This window comes from Agrobacterium tumefaciens, from assembly GCA_025560025.1.
Classification (GTDB): Bacteria; Pseudomonadota; Alphaproteobacteria; order Rhizobiales; family Rhizobiaceae; genus Agrobacterium.
Map to the genome: position 1 here is coordinate 2,364,543 of CP048485.1, position 16,360 is coordinate 2,380,902.

18 protein-coding genes are annotated in these 16,360 nt (G+C 60.0%); 4 read left to right on the forward strand and 14 right to left on the reverse strand.

What is annotated here, in order from left to right; all coding sequences use genetic code 11:
* Window positions 1–128: 128 nt before the first annotated feature.
* The 9 genes from sucD to sdhC all read right to left on the reverse strand — a co-directional run bounded on the left by sucD (window position 129) and on the right by sdhC (window position 8,850).
* A complete protein-coding gene (gene sucD / locus FY152_11495; protein UXS32685.1) occupies window positions 129–1,031 on the reverse strand; it encodes a succinate--CoA ligase subunit alpha in 903 nt (300 codons plus the stop codon).
* A gap of 17 nt (window positions 1,032–1,048) precedes the next feature.
* A complete protein-coding gene (sucC, locus tag FY152_11500) occupies window positions 1,049–2,242 on the reverse strand; it encodes an ADP-forming succinate--CoA ligase subunit beta (protein UXS32686.1) in 1,194 nt (397 codons plus the stop codon).
* Window positions 2,243–2,275: 33 nt separating this feature from the next.
* Window positions 2,276–3,238: a malate dehydrogenase gene (gene mdh / locus FY152_11505; GenBank protein UXS32687.1), complete on the reverse strand. Its 963-nt coding sequence runs from the start codon at window positions 3,236–3,238 to the stop codon at window positions 2,276–2,278.
* Between the two features lie 178 nt (window positions 3,239–3,416).
* Window positions 3,417–4,580 (reverse strand): cell division protein ZapE, encoded by a 1,164-nt coding sequence (locus tag FY152_11510; GenBank protein UXS32688.1) that lies wholly within the window; start codon window positions 4,578–4,580, stop codon window positions 3,417–3,419.
* Between the two features lie 93 nt (window positions 4,581–4,673).
* Complete coding sequence (locus FY152_11515) at window positions 4,674–5,216, reverse strand: AprI/Inh family metalloprotease inhibitor (protein ID UXS32689.1); 543 nt, start codon at window positions 5,214–5,216, stop codon at window positions 4,674–4,676.
* A 205-nt stretch (window positions 5,217–5,421) separates the two neighbouring features.
* Window positions 5,422–6,201: a succinate dehydrogenase iron-sulfur subunit gene (locus FY152_11520; GenBank protein UXS32690.1), complete on the reverse strand. Its 780-nt coding sequence runs from the start codon at window positions 6,199–6,201 to the stop codon at window positions 5,422–5,424.
* A 15-nt stretch (window positions 6,202–6,216) separates the two neighbouring features.
* Entirely contained in the window at window positions 6,217–8,058 is a 1,842-nt protein-coding gene (locus FY152_11525) for a succinate dehydrogenase flavoprotein subunit (GenBank protein UXS32691.1), read from the reverse strand.
* 7 nt (window positions 8,059–8,065) lie between these two features.
* The gene (sdhD, locus tag FY152_11530; GenBank protein UXS32692.1) at window positions 8,066–8,446 is read right to left on the reverse strand and encodes a succinate dehydrogenase, hydrophobic membrane anchor protein; all 381 of its coding nucleotides are present in this window, start codon (window positions 8,444–8,446) and stop codon (window positions 8,066–8,068) included.
* Window positions 8,447–8,457: 11 nt separating this feature from the next.
* A complete protein-coding gene (gene sdhC / locus FY152_11535; protein UXS32693.1) occupies window positions 8,458–8,850 on the reverse strand; it encodes a succinate dehydrogenase, cytochrome b556 subunit in 393 nt (130 codons plus the stop codon).
* A gap of 306 nt (window positions 8,851–9,156) precedes the next feature.
* Between sdhC and FY152_11540 the strand changes: the two genes are divergently transcribed.
* On the forward strand, window positions 9,157–9,525 hold the full coding sequence (locus tag FY152_11540) for a hypothetical protein (protein ID UXS32694.1): 369 nt from the start codon (window positions 9,157–9,159) through the stop codon (window positions 9,523–9,525).
* Window positions 9,526–9,537: 12 nt separating this feature from the next.
* Here FY152_11540 and FY152_11545 read toward each other — a convergent pair whose 3' ends face one another.
* From FY152_11545 to tsaD, 5 genes are all read right to left on the reverse strand, one after another.
* Window positions 9,538–10,182, reverse strand: a complete 645-nt coding sequence (locus FY152_11545; GenBank protein UXS32695.1) for a methyltransferase — start codon at window positions 10,180–10,182, stop codon at window positions 9,538–9,540.
* A gap of 7 nt (window positions 10,183–10,189) precedes the next feature.
* On the reverse strand, window positions 10,190–10,633 hold the full coding sequence (locus FY152_11550; GenBank protein UXS32696.1) for an EVE domain-containing protein: 444 nt from the start codon (window positions 10,631–10,633) through the stop codon (window positions 10,190–10,192).
* A 6-nt stretch (window positions 10,634–10,639) separates the two neighbouring features.
* Window positions 10,640–10,933 (reverse strand): YciI family protein, encoded by a 294-nt coding sequence (locus FY152_11555; protein ID UXS32697.1) that lies wholly within the window; start codon window positions 10,931–10,933, stop codon window positions 10,640–10,642.
* Between the two features lie 63 nt (window positions 10,934–10,996).
* On the reverse strand, window positions 10,997–11,980 hold the full coding sequence (locus FY152_11560) for an NAD(P)-dependent glycerol-3-phosphate dehydrogenase (protein UXS32698.1): 984 nt from the start codon (window positions 11,978–11,980) through the stop codon (window positions 10,997–10,999).
* A complete protein-coding gene (gene tsaD, locus FY152_11565; GenBank protein ID UXS32699.1) occupies window positions 11,980–13,077 on the reverse strand; it encodes a tRNA (adenosine(37)-N6)-threonylcarbamoyltransferase complex transferase subunit TsaD in 1,098 nt (365 codons plus the stop codon). The genes FY152_11560 and tsaD overlap by 1 nt, the downstream gene beginning before the upstream one ends.
* Window positions 13,078–13,150: 73 nt before the next feature.
* On the opposite strand from tsaD, the gene hemC reads away from it, so the two are divergent.
* The 3 genes from hemC to FY152_11580 all read left to right on the forward strand — a co-directional run bounded on the left by hemC (window position 13,151) and on the right by FY152_11580 (window position 16,359).
* Window positions 13,151–14,080 (forward strand): hydroxymethylbilane synthase, encoded by a 930-nt coding sequence (gene hemC, locus FY152_11570; protein UXS32700.1) that lies wholly within the window; start codon window positions 13,151–13,153, stop codon window positions 14,078–14,080.
* Between the two features lie 4 nt (window positions 14,081–14,084).
* On the forward strand, window positions 14,085–14,825 hold the full coding sequence (locus FY152_11575) for a uroporphyrinogen-III synthase (protein UXS32701.1): 741 nt from the start codon (window positions 14,085–14,087) through the stop codon (window positions 14,823–14,825).
* A gap of 73 nt (window positions 14,826–14,898) precedes the next feature.
* Window positions 14,899–16,359, forward strand: a complete 1,461-nt coding sequence (locus tag FY152_11580; GenBank protein ID UXS32702.1) for a hypothetical protein — start codon at window positions 14,899–14,901, stop codon at window positions 16,357–16,359.
* The last annotated feature ends 1 nt before the right edge of the window (window position 16,360 follow it).

A 16,360-nucleotide genomic window follows, 5' to 3' on the forward strand; every position in this document is an offset into this window, starting at 1 on the left:
TTGACCAGCCTGCCGCTTTGATTATTGCTGTCTGCCGCCGGGGCGGTATGCCGTTCTGTCTGTCGTTCTTGCGGCATCGGGCAGCGCAGCGTTGAAGCCGCGCCGCCCGTTACCGGTCTCATGTGGTCTCAGCCCTTGAGGACTTCAACCAGCGTCTTGCCGAGGCGCGCCGGAGAGGGCGATACCTTGATGCCGGCTGCTTCCATTGCTGCGATCTTCGACTCTGCGTCGCCCTTGCCGCCGGAAACGACAGCGCCGGCGTGGCCCATGGTGCGGCCCTTCGGAGCCGTACGGCCCGCGATGAAGCCGGCCATCGGCTTCTTGCGGCCCTTCTTGGCTTCGTCGATCAGGAACTGCGCCGCATCTTCTTCAGCCGAGCCGCCGATTTCGCCGATCATGATGATCGACTGGGTGGCGTCGTCGGCGAGGAACATTTCCAGGACGTCGATGAACTCGGTGCCCTTGACCGGGTCGCCGCCGATGCCGACAGCCGTGGTCTGGCCGAGGCCTTCGTTGGAGGTCTGGAACACGGCTTCATAGGTGAGCGTGCCCGAACGGGAAACGATACCGACCGAACCCTTGCGGAAGATGGAGCCCGGCATGATACCGATCTTGCATTCTTCCGGCGTCAGGATACCCGGGCAGTTCGGGCCGAGCAGGCGCGACTTGGAGCGGTCGAGGCGAGCCTTGACGCGCACCATGTCCATGACCGGGATACCTTCGGTGATGCAGGTGATGAACGGAATTTCCGCATCGATGGCTTCGATGATGGCGTCTGCTGCACCTGCCGGCGGAACATAGATCACGGATGCGTCTGCACCGGTCTTTTCCTTGGCTTCGGCAACCGTTGCGAAGATCGGCAGGCTTTCGCCCTTGGAACCGGTCCAGGTTTCGCCACCCTTCTTCGGGTGAATACCGCCGACCATCTGCGTGCCGTAATAAGCAAGCGCCTGTTCGGTGTGGAAGGTTCCGGTCTTGCCGGTCAGACCCTGAACAAGGATCTTCGTGTCTTTATTAACAAGAATAGACATTATTTCCGGTCCCTCAATTAGCCGTTGATCGCCGCGACGATCTTCTTGGCTGCGTCGTCCAGATCGTCAGCAGCCGTAATCGCAAGGCCAGATTCGTTGAGAAGCTTCTTGCCAAGTTCGACGTTGGTGCCTTCTAGGCGAACAACGAGCGGAACCTGCAAACCAACTTCCTTCACCGCGGCAATCACGCCTTCGGCGATGACGTCGCACTTCATGATGCCGCCGAAGATGTTGACGAGGATGCCCTCGACCTTCGGGTCAGCGGTGATGATCTTGAAGGCTGCCGCAACCTTCTCCTTGCCGGCGCCGCCGCCGACGTCGCAGAAGTTAGCCGGCTCTTTGCCGTAAAGCTTGATGATGTCCATCGTCGCCATGGCGAGACCGGCACCGTTGACCATGCAGCCGATGTTGCCGTCGAGAGCAACGTAAGCGAGGTCCCACTTGGAGGCTTCGATTTCCTTGGCGTCTTCTTCGGTTTCGTCGCGCAGCGCCTTGACGTCGTCGTGGCGGAACAGCGCATTGCCGTCGAAGGACATCTTGGCGTCGAGAACGCGCAGATGGCCATTTTCCATGACGATCAGCGGGTTGACCTCGAGGAGAGCCATGTCCTTCTCGTTGAAGGCCTTGTAGAGGATCGGGAACAGCGCCTTGGCGTCTTCGGCAGCAACGCCATCAAGCTCGAGAGCCTTGGAGATCGCGGCAACGTCAGCGTCGCTCACACCCTTTTCCGGGTTGATGGCGATGGTGTGGATCTTTTCCGGCGTGTCGTGGGCGACAGCTTCGATGTCCATGCCGCCTTCCGTAGAAACCACGAATGCGACCTGGCCGACGGAACGGTCAACCAGCAGCGAGCAGTAGAGTTCGCGGGCAATGTCGGCACCGTCTTCGATGTAGAGACGGTTGACCTGCTTGCCGGCGTCGCCCGTCTGCGCCGTTACCAGCGTGTTGCCGAGCATGTCCTTGGCATGGGAAACGACTTCGTCGATCGACTTCGCCAGGCGAACGCCGCCCTTGGCGTCGGGGCCGAGTTCCTTGAACTTGCCCTTGCCGCGGCCGCCGGCGTGAATCTGGCTCTTGACGACGTAGAGCGGGCCGGGAAGCTGCTTTGCGGCAGCTTCGGCTTCTTCGACCTTGAGGATGGCGACGCCTTCAGCAACCGGCGCGCCGTAGCCCTTCAGAAGAGCCTTGGCCTGATATTCGTGAATATTCATGGAATAATCCCTGTTTGGAGCCGCTAGAGGCTATTACTTCAGCGACGGAGCAATGTTGATGCAGGCCTCGCAAAGACCGGCGACAGCGCCGACGGACTTGCGGAAAGCTGCTTCTTCTTCCTTGTTCAGCTCGATCTCGATGATACGCTCGATACCGCCGGCACCGATGATGGTGGGAACGCCGACATACATATCGTCAACGCCATACTGACCCGAAAGATGGGCAGCGGCGGGCAGGACGCGCTTCTTGTCCTTGAGGTAGGATTCAGCCATTTCGATCGCGGAGGCGGCCGGTGCGTAATAAGCCGAACCGGTCTTGAGCAGGCCGACGATTTCCGCACCGCCGTCGCGGGTGCGCTGTACGATCTCTTCGAGACGCTCGGCGGTAAGCCAGCCCATCTTGACGAGGTCGGTCAGCGGAATGCCGGCAACCGTGGAGTAGCGTGCGAGCGGCACCATGGTGTCGCCGTGGCCGCCAAGAACGAAGGCGGTGACGTCTTCAACCGAAACATTGAATTCTTCGGAGAGGAAAAGACGGAAACGGGCGCTGTCGAGAACGCCGGCCATGCCGACGACCTTGTTCTTCGGCAGGCCGGAGAACTTCTGCAGCGCCCACACCATGGCGTCGAGCGGGTTGGTGATGCAGATGACGAAAGCATTCGGGGCATATTTCTTGATGCCGGCGCCGACCTGCTCCATGACCTTGAGGTTGATGCCGAGAAGATCGTCGCGGCTCATGCCCGGCTTGCGGGCAACGCCAGCGGTGACGATGCAGACGTCAGCACCTTCGATGGCGGCGTAATCAGAAGCGCCGGTGAGCTTTGCATTGAAGCCTTCAACCGGGCCGGACTGGGCAATATCCAGACCCTTGCCCTGCGGGATGCCGTCGGCAATATCGAAGAGGACGATATCGCCCAGTTCCTTCAGGCTGGCGAGATGCGCCAGCGTGCCGCCGATCATGCCAGAACCAATAAGTGCAATTTTTTTGCGAGCCATCGAATGCTTCCTCTTGAGCTTCAATTCAATTTCACCGCGCCAAACCGGCAGCCAAATTGTCGGACTTCGATTAGCCCCATTGGCCAAAATTGGCAACAGATTCTTTTGTGATGAATATTTTCAATCGTTTAGATCATTATTTTCTTACGTAAACGTAAGAAAATACGTCACGAAAGTGTCAAACTTTCTGCCGTTTTTCGTGATGCAGCGCCAGATAATCCGCGCTGCGCATCTCAAACAGCCGCGAGGCAGTGCGATCAAACTCGAAGCCTTCGGTTCCCTTGCGCTTGCCGAGCAGGTCTTCCGGCATGGCTGCAGCGGAGGCAAAAAGCCGGACACTGTGGTCGTAAAGCGCATCGATGAGGATGATGAAACGCTTGGTCTCGTTGCGCTTGTCCGCATTCAAGAACGGAATATGGTCGATGAAGACCGTATCGAAACGATTGGCGATGGCCAGGAAGTCGGAAGCCCCGAGCGGCTTCTCGCAAAGATCGGAGAAGGAGAAGCGCGCCACACGGCCACTGGCGCGCGGCACCAGAATGGAGCGGCCCTTCATCGGTATTTCCGTTGGCGCGACAAGGTGGCCACCGGTCATGTGCCGCCAGGCCATATCCATCGCCTGATCCGCCGAACCGTCGAGCGGCGTGACATAGACCGGCAGGCTTTCCAGCTTTTCCATCCGGTAATCGGTGGGGCTGTCCAGCGTCACGACCTCAACATATTTCTTCAGCAAGTCGACGAAAGGCAGGAACAGGCCGCGATTGAGCCCGTCTTTGTAGAGATTGTCGGGAACGACGTTGGATGTCGTTACCAGAGTGCAGCCATTGGCGAAGAGTTCGCTGAACAGCCGGGCGAGGATCATCGCATCGGCAATATCCGTGACGGTGAACTCATCGAAGCAAAGGAGCTCCGCTTCCGCCAGAAGTTGGGCCGCGACAGGCGGAATGGGGTCTGCCTGTTTGGTTTCGCCATTCTTCAGCTTCTGCCGATGCGCATGCACGCGATTATGCACATCCGCCATGAACTCGTGAAAATGGCAGCGCCGTTTGGAAGTGACGGGCGCCATCTCATAGAACATGTCCATCAGCATCGTCTTGCCGCGGCCGACGCTGCCATAGACATACAATCCCTTGACGGGCGCAGCTGGACCGGCCTTGCGCGCGAACATCCAGCCGAGCGCGCTTTTTTTCTTGGCGGGCTTGCGTGCCTTCAGATCGGCAAGGATACGGTCGAGGTGAGCCGCCACGCCGAGTTGCGCCGCATCCGCCTGCAAGGTGCCAGCTGCCGTTAATGCGTTGAGCTGTTCAACGACACTATGATTGTAATCGGGCAATGGCTTCATGGAAAAGCGCTCCGGCCGCGGACACCGACAGGCATCCGCGACGAATGGAATGGCTCAGAACAGGCAGGGCGATCCGGATACACCGGAAATGCTCTATCGGCTGAGGCTGAGCGGCTGGCCGCTATTGGTCGTGCCGTCAAAGCGCGCATCGGCGCTCTTGTAGACGCGGCCGATCGTATCGCCCGAACGGTTCTTGAAGAGGACCATCTTGCCGGACACTTCCCAGGAGCCCATCGCCGTCAGCTCGCCGGAGCAGCCACGCGTGCCGCCACGCGAACCACTGCCGAGATTGGTGAGCGTCAGGAACATGTCGCAATTGGCGCCGCCGTTGGAAACACGCCAGTTGCCGACCATGGATTCCTTGGTGACATCGAGCGCCGTTGTCGGCGGAGCGGCAGATGCCACATCGGTGCCGCCAGGCGTCGCAGAAGCGGGCGCCGAAGGGAACTGACTACCCGAAGTACCACCGGGTGGCGGCAGCGCGCCAGACTGAACGGACGGAACCGGCTGAGCCTGCAGCGGCGGCGTATAACCGGGATTACTGCCGCTATTGTTGTTGTAATCGTAGGAGGTACGTTGGCAACCGGCGAGGCTCATTACAACCGCAAGGCCCGTCACCACATATCTGAATTGCATATCAAGCTCCCGATTCTCTCGCTTCCGGAAAGACCATGATCAAACAAGAAGGCTGAATTATTACCAAAGCCTTATCTTGCGCAAGCGATGGCCGGGATAATTACAATTTCGGTCGATTTTTACCGAAATTTCCCGCACCCGGTTGTAAAAAAGGGCCGCAGTCCACACCGCGACCCGATAGATTTTCTGTCCAGGCGAATCGCCTTCAGACGCGACGCTCGACCATCATCTTCTTGATTTCCGCGATCGCCTTGGCCGGGTTCAAGCCCTTCGGGCAAGCCTGCGCGCAGTTCATGATGGTGTGGCAGCGATAAAGACGGAACGGGTCCTCGAGATTGTCGAGGCGTTCGCCCGTTGCTTCGTCGCGGCTGTCGATCAGCCAGCGATAGGCCTGCAGCAGAACGGCCGGACCGAGGTAACGGTCGCCATTCCACCAGTAGCTGGGACAGGAGGTGGAGCAGCAGGCGCAGAGAATGCACTCATAAAGACCGTCGAGCTTCAGACGATCCTCGTGGCTCTGTTTCCATTCCTTGGCAGGCGTCGGCGAAACCGTCTTCAGCCAGGGCTCGATGGAGCGGTGCTGGGCGTAGAAGTTCGACAGATCAGGAACGAGGTCCTTCACGACTGGCATATGCGGCAGCGGATAGACCTTCACCGTGCCGTTGATCTCTTCCATGCCCTTGGTGCAGGCGAGCGTATTGGTGCCGTCGATGTTCATGGCGCAGGAGCCGCAGATGCCTTCACGGCAGGAGCGGCGCAGCGTCAGCGTCGGGTCGATATTGTTCTTGATGTAGAGAAGCGCATCGAGAACCATCGGCCCGCAATCGTCAACATCGATATAATAAGTATCGATGCGCGGGTTCTGGCCGTCATCCGGGTTCCAGCGATAGATCCGGTATTCGCGGACGTTCTTGGCACCATCAGGCTTCGGCCAGACCTTGCCTTCGCTGATCTGGGAATTCTTGGGGAGAGCGAGTTCAACCATATCCAGTTCCTCAAATCAGTAGACGCGCGCCTTCGGCTCGATCTTTTTCGGATCGATGCCGTCGGCGATGAGGTCGGTGTGAACAGGGCGATAGTCGAGCTTGACGTCACCTTCCGGGCTGACCCAGGCAAGCGTGTGCTTGCGCCAGTTCACGTCGTCGCGACCGGCGAACGGACCGTCGACGAAATCCTCGCGGGCGTGCGAACCGCGGCTTTCCTTGCGCGCTTCCGCGCCATAGACCGTGGTGATCGCGTTGGCCATGAGGTTGTGCAGCTCGAGCGTTTCGACCAGATCGGAGTTCCAGACCATCGAACGATCGGTGACCTTGACGTCAGGCAGTTCCTTCCAGATGGCGGAAAGGCGCTGGCAACCGCTTTCCAGCGATTCCTGCGTGCGGAACACGGCCGCATCGGCCTGCATGGCGCGCTGCATCTTGTCGCGCAGCACCGCCGTAGGAGTCGAGCCATTGGCGTAACGCAGGCTGTCGAAGCGTTCCATGATCTTGTCGCAGGCAGCGATATCGAGCGCAGGAACCGCCGCATCGCGGTCGATGACCTGGGCGGCGCGGATAGCAGCGGCGCGGCCGAAGACCACGAGGTCGATCAGCGAGTTGGAGCCGAGGCGGTTGGCGCCGTGCACCGAAGCGCAGCCGGCTTCGCCGACGGCCATCAGGCCGGGTGCGATGCGTTCCGGGTTGTTGGCATCGGCATTCAGCACTTCACCCCAATAGTTGGTGGGAATGCCGCCCATATTGTAGTGAACCGTCGGCAGAACAGGGATCGGCTCACGCGTCACGTCGACGCCGGCGAAAATCTTGGCGCTTTCGGAAATGCCCGGAAGACGCTCATGCAGGATCGCCGGATCGAGGTGATCGAGATGCAGGAAGATGTGGTCCTTGTTCTTGCCGACGCCGCGGCCTTCACGGATTTCCATCGTCATGCAGCGCGACACGACGTCACGAGAGGCAAGGTCCTTCGCGGAAGGCGCATAACGCTCCATGAAGCGCTCGCCTTCGGAATTCACGAGATAACCGCCTTCGCCGCGTGCGCCTTCGGTGATCAGGCAACCCGCGCCGTAAATGCCGGTCGGATGGAACTGCACGAACTCCATATCCTGAAGCGGCAGGCCGGCACGGGCAATCATGCCGCCGCCGTCACCCGTGCAAGTGTGGGCCGAGGTTGCCGAGAAATAGGCGCGGCCGTAACCGCCGGTCGCCAGCACCACCATCTTGGCGGAGAAGCGATGGATCGTGCCGTCATCGAGGTTCCATGCCACGACGCCGGTGCAACGACCGTCTGCCGACATGATGAGGTCGAGCGCGAAATATTCGATGAAGAATTCCGCATTGTTGCGCAGCGACTGGCCATAAAGCGTGTGCAGAATGGCATGGCCGGTACGGTCGGCGGCAGCGCAGGTGCGCTGTACCGGCGGGCCTTCGCCGTAGTTCTGCATGTGACCGCCGAACGGGCGCTGGTAGATCTTGCCTTCGGCATTGCGCGAGAACGGCACGCCATAATGCTCCAGCTCATAGACCGCCTTTGGCGCTTCCATGGCGAGATATTGCATCGCGTCGACATCGCCCAGCCAGTCGGAGCCCTTTACGGTGTCGTAAAGGTGCCACTGCCAACAGTCGGGCGTCATGTTGGTGAGCGAGGCGGCGATGCCGCCCTGCGCCGCGACCGTGTGCGAGCGCGTCGGGAAAACCTTGGTGATGCAGGCCGTGCGGAAACCCTGTTCCGCCATGCCGAGCGTTGCGCGCAGACCCGCGCCACCGGCGCCCACCACGATCACGTCATAGGAGTGATCGACATAGGTGTAAGCCTTGCCATTCTGGGAAGGTGAACTGATCGATGCCATGGCGGAATTATCCTGCGAATGCGATTTTCAGAATGGCGAAGATGCAAAGACCGCCAATGAGAACCGCGAAAAACGTATTGAGCATCAGAAGAACGAGCTTCGAAACCTCGGCGTGAATATAGTCTTCAATGATGACCTGCATGCCGAGCTTCATGTGGATGAGGCCGGAAACCAGCACCAGACCCATGATGACAGCGACAAGCGGGTTCGACAGCGCGGCGACGACTTCCTGATAGGGCGCGCCGGCATACTGGATGAGGAAGACCACGAAGAAGATCAGCAGCGGAACGTTGGCAACCGCCGTCAGGCGCTGACGCCAGAAATGGTCGGTGCCTTCCTTGGCGGAGCCGAGGCCGCGAACCTTTCCGAGAGGGGTACGCATATCCATGATAAATCTCCTCAGCGCACGATCAGGGCGACGACCCAGATCAGCGCGGTCAGACAGATCGACACCACCCACGAGGCCTTTGCCAGCTTGGTGGTGAAATGCTTTTCGAAGCCGTATCCCAGATCCCACATGAAGTGACGAAGACCGCCCAGCAGGTGGTGAACGAGAGCCCAAGTATAACCGATCAGGATAAGCCTGCCGATAATCGTGCCCATCGCCCAGTTGACCCAGTCGTAATAGGCCGGGCCGGAGGCAAGCGCGATCAGCCACCAGGCAACCAGCAGCGTTCCGAAATAAAGTGCGCCGCCCGTGATACGGTGCACGATGGATGAGACCATCGTCGGAATCAGCTTGTAAACTTGAAGATGCGGCGACAGAGGCCGGTTATTTGTCAGATTCGCCATCAGAACCTCGCGGCGTTTTCCCGTGCGCCCACAGAGAAGGGCGCCCCCAAGCAACAGCACATGACGAAAGAATGTGCATTGCACCAACCGCGACGTTTAATCACATGGAAGCATCACGACAAGCACATTTCATGACCGATTCCAATTTAATCGATTGGTTCACGAATTTTTTTTGGAATTTTTTTGCTCGAAAATAAAAAATCGAGCGTTTCCAAGATTTACACCCTCAAAATATTTACCTTTACGTAAGTCATAAATCGTGTAATTTACTATTCATTAACCGAAAAAATCCGGAGAATGAGGCTCATGTTACAGCGTCGAATCGCCACTATGGTCATGCTGTCAACAGGCGTCGTTTTCACCGCCGTGCCTGCTGCAACGGCAGAGGATTCTAACGGACGCCACCATTATCAGCAACGGCAGTCGCAGGTCAGTTTCTCCACGGACGGCCTGCCTTCAACCCTCCCCGGCGGCACCTATGTGGGTGCGATATCGGCCTTGAGGGTTCGCGGAAACGGCAATTATTTCGCGATAGGCGGCGGTCTTTCAAAAAGGGTTACAGGTGCCACGACAGGCGTGCAGTTGGCACCCAAGGCAAAAATCATCAACGTCCGTGCCGCGACTGCCGGCAACGCCTGCGCCTATGAGCATGGTGTCTGCGTTATCCGGCCCTAAATTAAAATGTAATCAGACGAAGCGCCACACGGTGGTCTTTTTGACTTCGCTGTCCTCCAGGGCCCGCGTCACCGGCACCTGGTAGGTTGCCTCGGCGAAAAGGCGCTGTTTGGGTAGATAGGCGCGGCCCGGATCGCCGATGAGCACGCTCACGCCCTTCTCCGTCAGCTCCAGAAACCATGGCACGAGAAGATCGGCAAAAGCGCGGTCATAAAACACGTCGCCCGCCAGCAGAACATCTGCCTCAATCGGCTTCCCAACCAGGTTGAGCCCGGTAAAATCGACAGCCACGCCATTAAGCGCTGCATTCAGCCGAATGGCCGTCTCCGTCCAGGGGTCGATATCGGCCGCCAGAACCGCACTGGCGCCCGCTTTTGCCGCAGCGATGGCGACGAGACCGGAGCCACTGGCAAAATCCAGCACGCGCTTGCCGCAAACGCTTTCGGGATGGTCGAGAACATAACGGGCAAGCCCCTGCCCACCCGCCCAGGCAAAGGCCCAGAAGGGCGGCGGCAGGCCGATCTCCTGCAACTCCTCCTCCGTCTTCAGCCACAGTTCATGGGCTTCGGTGGCAAGATGAAGGCGCAACTCCGGCACATGCGGCGGATGCATGATGGCAGCGTTGTCGAGGATGAAGCGCTCGGGGTCTGTCCTCACCGGAGGATCAGTCCGGTGACTTTGGCGGATTGGCGAGGCCACCCATACGGCAGACCTCGAGATATTCCTCTTCCGTCACCGGCTGCACGGAAAGCCGCATCGAAGTGACGAGAGACATCTTCTCCAGTTTCGGATTGGCCTTCACATCCTTCAGCGAAACCGGCTGCGGCATGTCACAAACCGCACGGATATCCACGCAATCCCATTTCAGATCGCCTTCGGCGGTCGAATCCGGATGCGAAAGCGCACAGACTTCGACGATGCCGACGACATCAAGCCCCTCATTGGAATGGTAGAAGAAACCCTTATCGCCGATTTTCATGGCGCGCATGTTGTTGCGGGCCTGATAGTTGCGCACGCCGGTCCATTCTTCGCCGGCCTCACCCTTGGCCTTCTGCATCTCCCAGGACCATTTGAACGGCTCGGACTTGTAAAGCCAGTAATTCGCCATGGCCGATCACGCTCCCGGATTGTTGAAGACCCAATTATAGGGCTTCACATCCACGCTTTCGAACAGGCCAGCCTTGGCATAGGGGTCGGCATCGGCAAGCGCCTTCGCGGCCTCGATATCGGCAGCTTCCACGATGACGAGGCTGCCATTTGGCTTACCTTCGGCGTCAAGAAACGGGCCGGCGATCTTCAGCGTGCCCTCGGCATTCAGCCTGTTCAGATGCTCCAGATGCGCCGGGCGCGTTTCCATACGCACGTTCAGATGGCCGGGCTTGTCCTTGCAGATAAACGCAAACAGCATTCTCGTCTCCTCGTTAAAACATGTCCTCCAAAAGCGTCGGCGATTTGGAGCGAAGGCCTCACCTCATTCGGTGGTGATGGGCCGTGTCATCAATTGTTGCATGGCGCTCGCCACATCCAGATTGCCGTCGATAATGGCGGCCACCGCCTCGGTCACCGGCATGTCGACAGCATGATTTTCACCGAGCCGGGCGGCGACGGCTGCCGCAAAAGCGCCCTCCACCAGCCCGCCGGACATATCCTTGCCCTCACCCCGGCCGAGCGCGATGCCGAAACGCAGGTTTCGCGACTGGTGGCTGGTGGCGGTCAGAACCAGATCACCAAGGCCTGAAAGACCGCGCACCGTATCCGCCTTGCCGCCCATGGCGACGACCAGACGTGACATTTCGGCCAGCCCGCGCGAAATCAGCGCCGCCCGGGCGGAATCACCCAGCCCGGCGCCTTCGACAATCCCGGCGGCGATGGCGAGCACGTTCTTCAACGCCCCGCCAAGCTGCACGCCGATGCGGTCGGTCGAAGCATAGAGCCTGAAGGTTCTGCCGGAAATCGTGGTCGCCAGGCGCTCGGCAATCCCCGCATCTTCCGCCGCAATCGCCATGGCCGTCGGCAATCCGCGCGCAATATCGGCAGCGAACCCCGGACCAGAGAGAACGGCGATTGGATGATGCGGCAGTTCCGCTTCCAGAAGTTCCGTCAGCAGGCGCCCCGAGCTGCGGTCGATACCCTTGGCGCAGGTGACGATAATGCAATCATCAGCCAGATAGGGGCCATAATGACGTGCCGCATCCGCATGGGCCTGCGAGGGCATGGCGAACAACACGATGCCGGCACCGGCCAGCACCTCCGGCTCGACGGAAAATTCAAGCGCATAGGGAAGGTCGGCACCCGGAAGAACGGCCTCGTGGATGCGATCCACCTTGAGATCGGCCATCAGGGACGCATCGCGGCCGAGCAGGGTCACGTCATGGCGGTTTTCCAGCGCGATGACGACGGCGAGCGCGGTTCCGAAGGCGCCAGCGCCGATAACGACGATTTTCTCCCGCTGCATCAGGCCTTGGCTCCCCTTTTGCCGAAACCGATCAATGTCTCCGCGCTGCCATCAAGAGGCCAGCGTGAGCGCGGCGGAATCTCCAGTGGGTCGGCTTGCCTGCCATCTGCCATCCGCTCCAGCCCGGCCCAGGCGATCATCGCAGCATTGTCGGTGCAGAGCCGGTGCGGCGGCGCAACAAAGCGGAAGCCGTGCGTGTCGCAAAGCGCCTGCAGCGTCTGGCGGATTTCCTGATTGGCAGCTACGCCGCCAGCCACGACCAGCGCAGGCCTGGTTTCCAGATGCGGAAACTCCTGGCTGAAACGGGCAAGGCCCCGGCCGATGCGATCCTTGAGGGTGCGTGATACCGCCTTCTGGAAGGAGGCGCAGATATCGGCAATATCATGCTCCGAAAGCGGTGCGATGGCGGTCGCGGCCTGTCGTACCGCCGTCTTCAGGCCGGAAAAGGAAAAATCGAGCCTTGCCTCACCCACCATCGGGCGCGGCAGCGCAAATCGGTCCGGATTGCCTTTCGCTGCTGCCTTTTCAACGGCAGGCCCACCGGGATAGGGCAGCCCCAGAAGCTTCGCCGTCTTGTCGAAGGCTTCCCCGAGCGCGTCATCGATGGTGGTGCCCCAGCGCTCATAGTCACCCACGCCGCGCACCAGCACCAGTTGCGTGTGGCCGCCGGAAACCAGCAGCATCAGATAGGGGAAAGAAAGGCCGTCGGTCAGGCGCGCCGTCAGCGCATGGCCTTCCAGATGGTTGATGGCGTAAAGAGGTTTGCCCGCCGCCTTCGCGATGGCCTTGCCCGTCATCAGCCCCACAAGAAGACCCCCGATGAGACCAGGGCCGGATGTGGCCGCTATGGCATCGACATCGGCAAGGGTGACACCCGCCTGCTCCAGCGCTTCTTCCACCAGCGTATCCAGCGCTTCGACATGAGCGCGCGCAGCAATTTCCGGCACCACGCCACCATAGGCGCTATGTTCCTCAAGCTGCGACAAAACGACGTCGGAGACGATCTCTCCACGCCCGTCCGCATGCCGAACCACAATGGATGCAGCGGTTTCGTCACAGCTTGTCTCTATGCCGAGGATACGAAGAAAGGGGGTCATCAAATCTGTTCGTTCATTGCGATCATGCGCTGAGTTGGTCTAAGACAACTCCGGTAACAATGGATAGACGCGGATGCAAACAAAACCTTTCCGAATCGGCACGCGCGGCAGCCCTCTGGCGCTTGCACAGGCTTACGAGACCCGTAACCGGCTGATGTCGGCGCATGGTCTGCCGGAAGATATGTTCGAAGTCGTCGTGCTGTCCACCAAGGGTGACCGGATAACCGACCGGGCTTTGTCAGAGATCGGCGGCAAGGGGCTGTTTACGGAGGAACTGGAGAGCCAGCTTCTGTCCGGCGAACTCGATATTGCCGTGCATTCCTCCAAGGACATGCCAACCGTTCCGCCTCAAGGTCTGCATCTCTCTGCCTTCCTGCCGCGCGAAGACATGCGCGATGCCTTTATCGGCCGCACCGCACCGAAACTTCTGGAGCTACCGCAGGGTGCCGTGGTCGGCTCGGCATCCCTGCGCCGCCAGGCGCTGATCCGCCGCCTGCGGCCGGATCTGAGCGTCATCATCTTTCGCGGCCAGGTGGAAACCCGCCTGCGTAAACTCGAAGAAGGTCAGGCGGATGCCACGCTTCTCGCCTTTGCCGGCTTGAAGAGGCTGGGCATGGACAATGTCCCGACGGAAATCCTCGATCCGAAGGATTTCCCGCCAGCTCCCGCGCAGGGTGCGATCTGCGTCGAGAGCCGCGTCGGTGACACGCGCATGGACGTGTTGCTGTCATCCATCAACGACATGCCCACCTATGATGCGGTCACCTGCGAGCGCGCCTTTCTGGCAGCCCTCGATGGTTCCTGTCGCACCCCCATTGCGGGCTATGCCACGTGTGACAGTGAGGAGCTGCATTTTTCCGGCCTGATCCTCACCCCGGACGGACAGACGAGCCACAGCGTCGAGATTTCCGGAGCTCGCAAGGATGCCGAAGCTTTGGGTCGCAAGGCCGGCGAGGACGTGCGCGCCCGGGCCGGCAGCAACTTCTTCGATGGCTGGAGCTGAGCCGATGCGGATCGTCGTCACCCGGCCGCATCGTTCGGGCGAAAAGACGGCCGCAAAGCTTGAAGCCCTCGGCCACGAGCCGGTGCTTCTCCCGCTGTTTCATCCTGTCCACCACGGCCAGCGCGCCATCCCGGCATTGTCGGACCCGCTATCAGCCATTGCGGCCACCAGCGCCGAGGCCCTGCGATCGCTGGAGACCCTGCGCGACCGACTTGCACCCCATTGGTCAAAACCGCTCTTCGCCGTCGGCGAGGCGACGGCGGAAGCGGCAGAAACAATCGGCTTCACGAATATCTTCACCGCCTCGGGCGATGCGGTGGGTCTCGCCGGGCTCGTCGCGGAGCATCGCTCCCTTTTGAAGAACGAGGGCCCCCTGCTTTATCTCGCCGGTACGCCACGAGGCACCGTGTTCGAAGACGGCCTTGCTGCTGCCGGGATCCCATTCCGGGCAGTCGACTGTTACGAAATGCAGCTGTCAGATCTTTCGGACGATATGCTTGAAACGGCGCTTCTGAAGAGAACTGCCGATGTGGTGCTGCTTTATTCATCGGAAGCGGCAAAGGCATTTTTCCGTCACGCGTCGGCGGAAAAATATGTGGCGGCGCTGGGCTCTACACAATTCGTCTGCATCAGCCGCAATGTGCTTTCGCTGGTTCCGGAAATCTTTCGCGAGAATACAGCGGCGGCAGAAAGCGCGAACGAAGCGGCGATGTTTGAACTTCTTCCCGGTAAGTCGGGAACCTAATTCGGGCTCGCCCCTTTCCTTTGCCGCCGTCACTGACTAGGTTTAGACTATTGCAGGCAGAAATGAGGTTGTCATGGTATCGGGAAAGCCGCCACGCCACTCCAAGTCCAAAGCCGAACCGGTCACCATCGACCTGGACGCAAAAGACGTGAAAGCAATTTCCGCCGACGTGGACGCTGCCAAGACTGACGACCGGACCAGCGAGAAGGCCACAACCGGAGAACCCGGCGTTTCTGAACAAAAGCCTGCGGCAACCGCAGCGGCGAACCCTGCCCCGGTTTGGGACCAGCCACACAAGACCCCGATCGAGCCCGAACCGAACGTCCACAAGGCAGAGGCCGCAGCCGAACGGCCACAGGGGGAGAAGCCCGTGGACAAGCAGACAGAAGCCGTTTCGACGACCCCTGTTCCGCCTAAAACCGATGCGAAGCCCACGACAGGTACCATCGGGGCAAGCGCCTCTTCCTCCGCCGCAACCGGCGCAAAGCCTGCGACTTCTGCTTCCACATCATCGGCCTCTGCCGCATCCGGAAGCGCGACTGCCAGCGCAAGACCCTCGACCAGCACCCCATCGTCGGGACCGGTCAGGCCCTCCACGCCGCAGCAACCCGAACGCAAACAGGCCGCAACCTCCGGCCTCATCGCGGCCGGTATCGTTGGTGGCCTCGTGGCGCTCGCCGCTGCCGGCAGCATGCAATATGCCGGCATCCTGCCGTCCTTTAGTGCCGGCAGAACCGGAAGCGATGAGATCGCGGCACTGAAAACCGATCTCGGTAGTCTGCGTCAACAGCTCGCCAATGTTCCGACCAGCAGCGGAGATACTTCGGCGCTGGAACAACGCATCGCAACCCTCGAGAACGCAAAGGGCGAGGCGCCACAGGTAGATGCACTTTCGGAAAAAATAGCAGCACTGGAATCCGCGCTCCAGTCGGAGCGATCCGCGCAGGCTTCAGCGACGGCGGATTTGACGCGTCGACTGACCGATGCGGAAGCGAAGGTCAATGAACCGCGCGACGATATCGAAGTCGCCCGCGCCATCGCATCGGCCGCTCTGAAGGCCGCGATTGATCGGAGCGGACCGTTCCTGACCGAACTCGATACGCTCTCCAAGGTGACCCCTGACGATCCCGCCATCGCATCGCTGCAATCCTTTGCCGCAACCGGTGTGCCATCGCGTTCGGAACTGATGCAGAAGTTTCCGGACGTTGCCAATTCCATGCTGTCCGCCATCAATCAGCCCGATCCCAACCAAGGCATCGTTGAGCGCCTGACGGAAAGCGCCTTTTCGCTGGTGAAGGTGCGCCCGGTTGGAAATATCGAAGGCGAGACACCCGACGCCATGATCGCGCGGATGGAGAACAAGCTGCGCAATGGCGATCTTCAGGGAGCGGCGCTCGAATGGAATGGACTTCCCGAGGTCGCCAGGACGGCATCCGCCGATTACAAAAAATCTCTGGATGCACGGATCGAGGTTGAAAACCTGGTGGGTGGCACCTTGACCCGCGCCATCACCAGCACCGGTAAGCAGGGGTGAG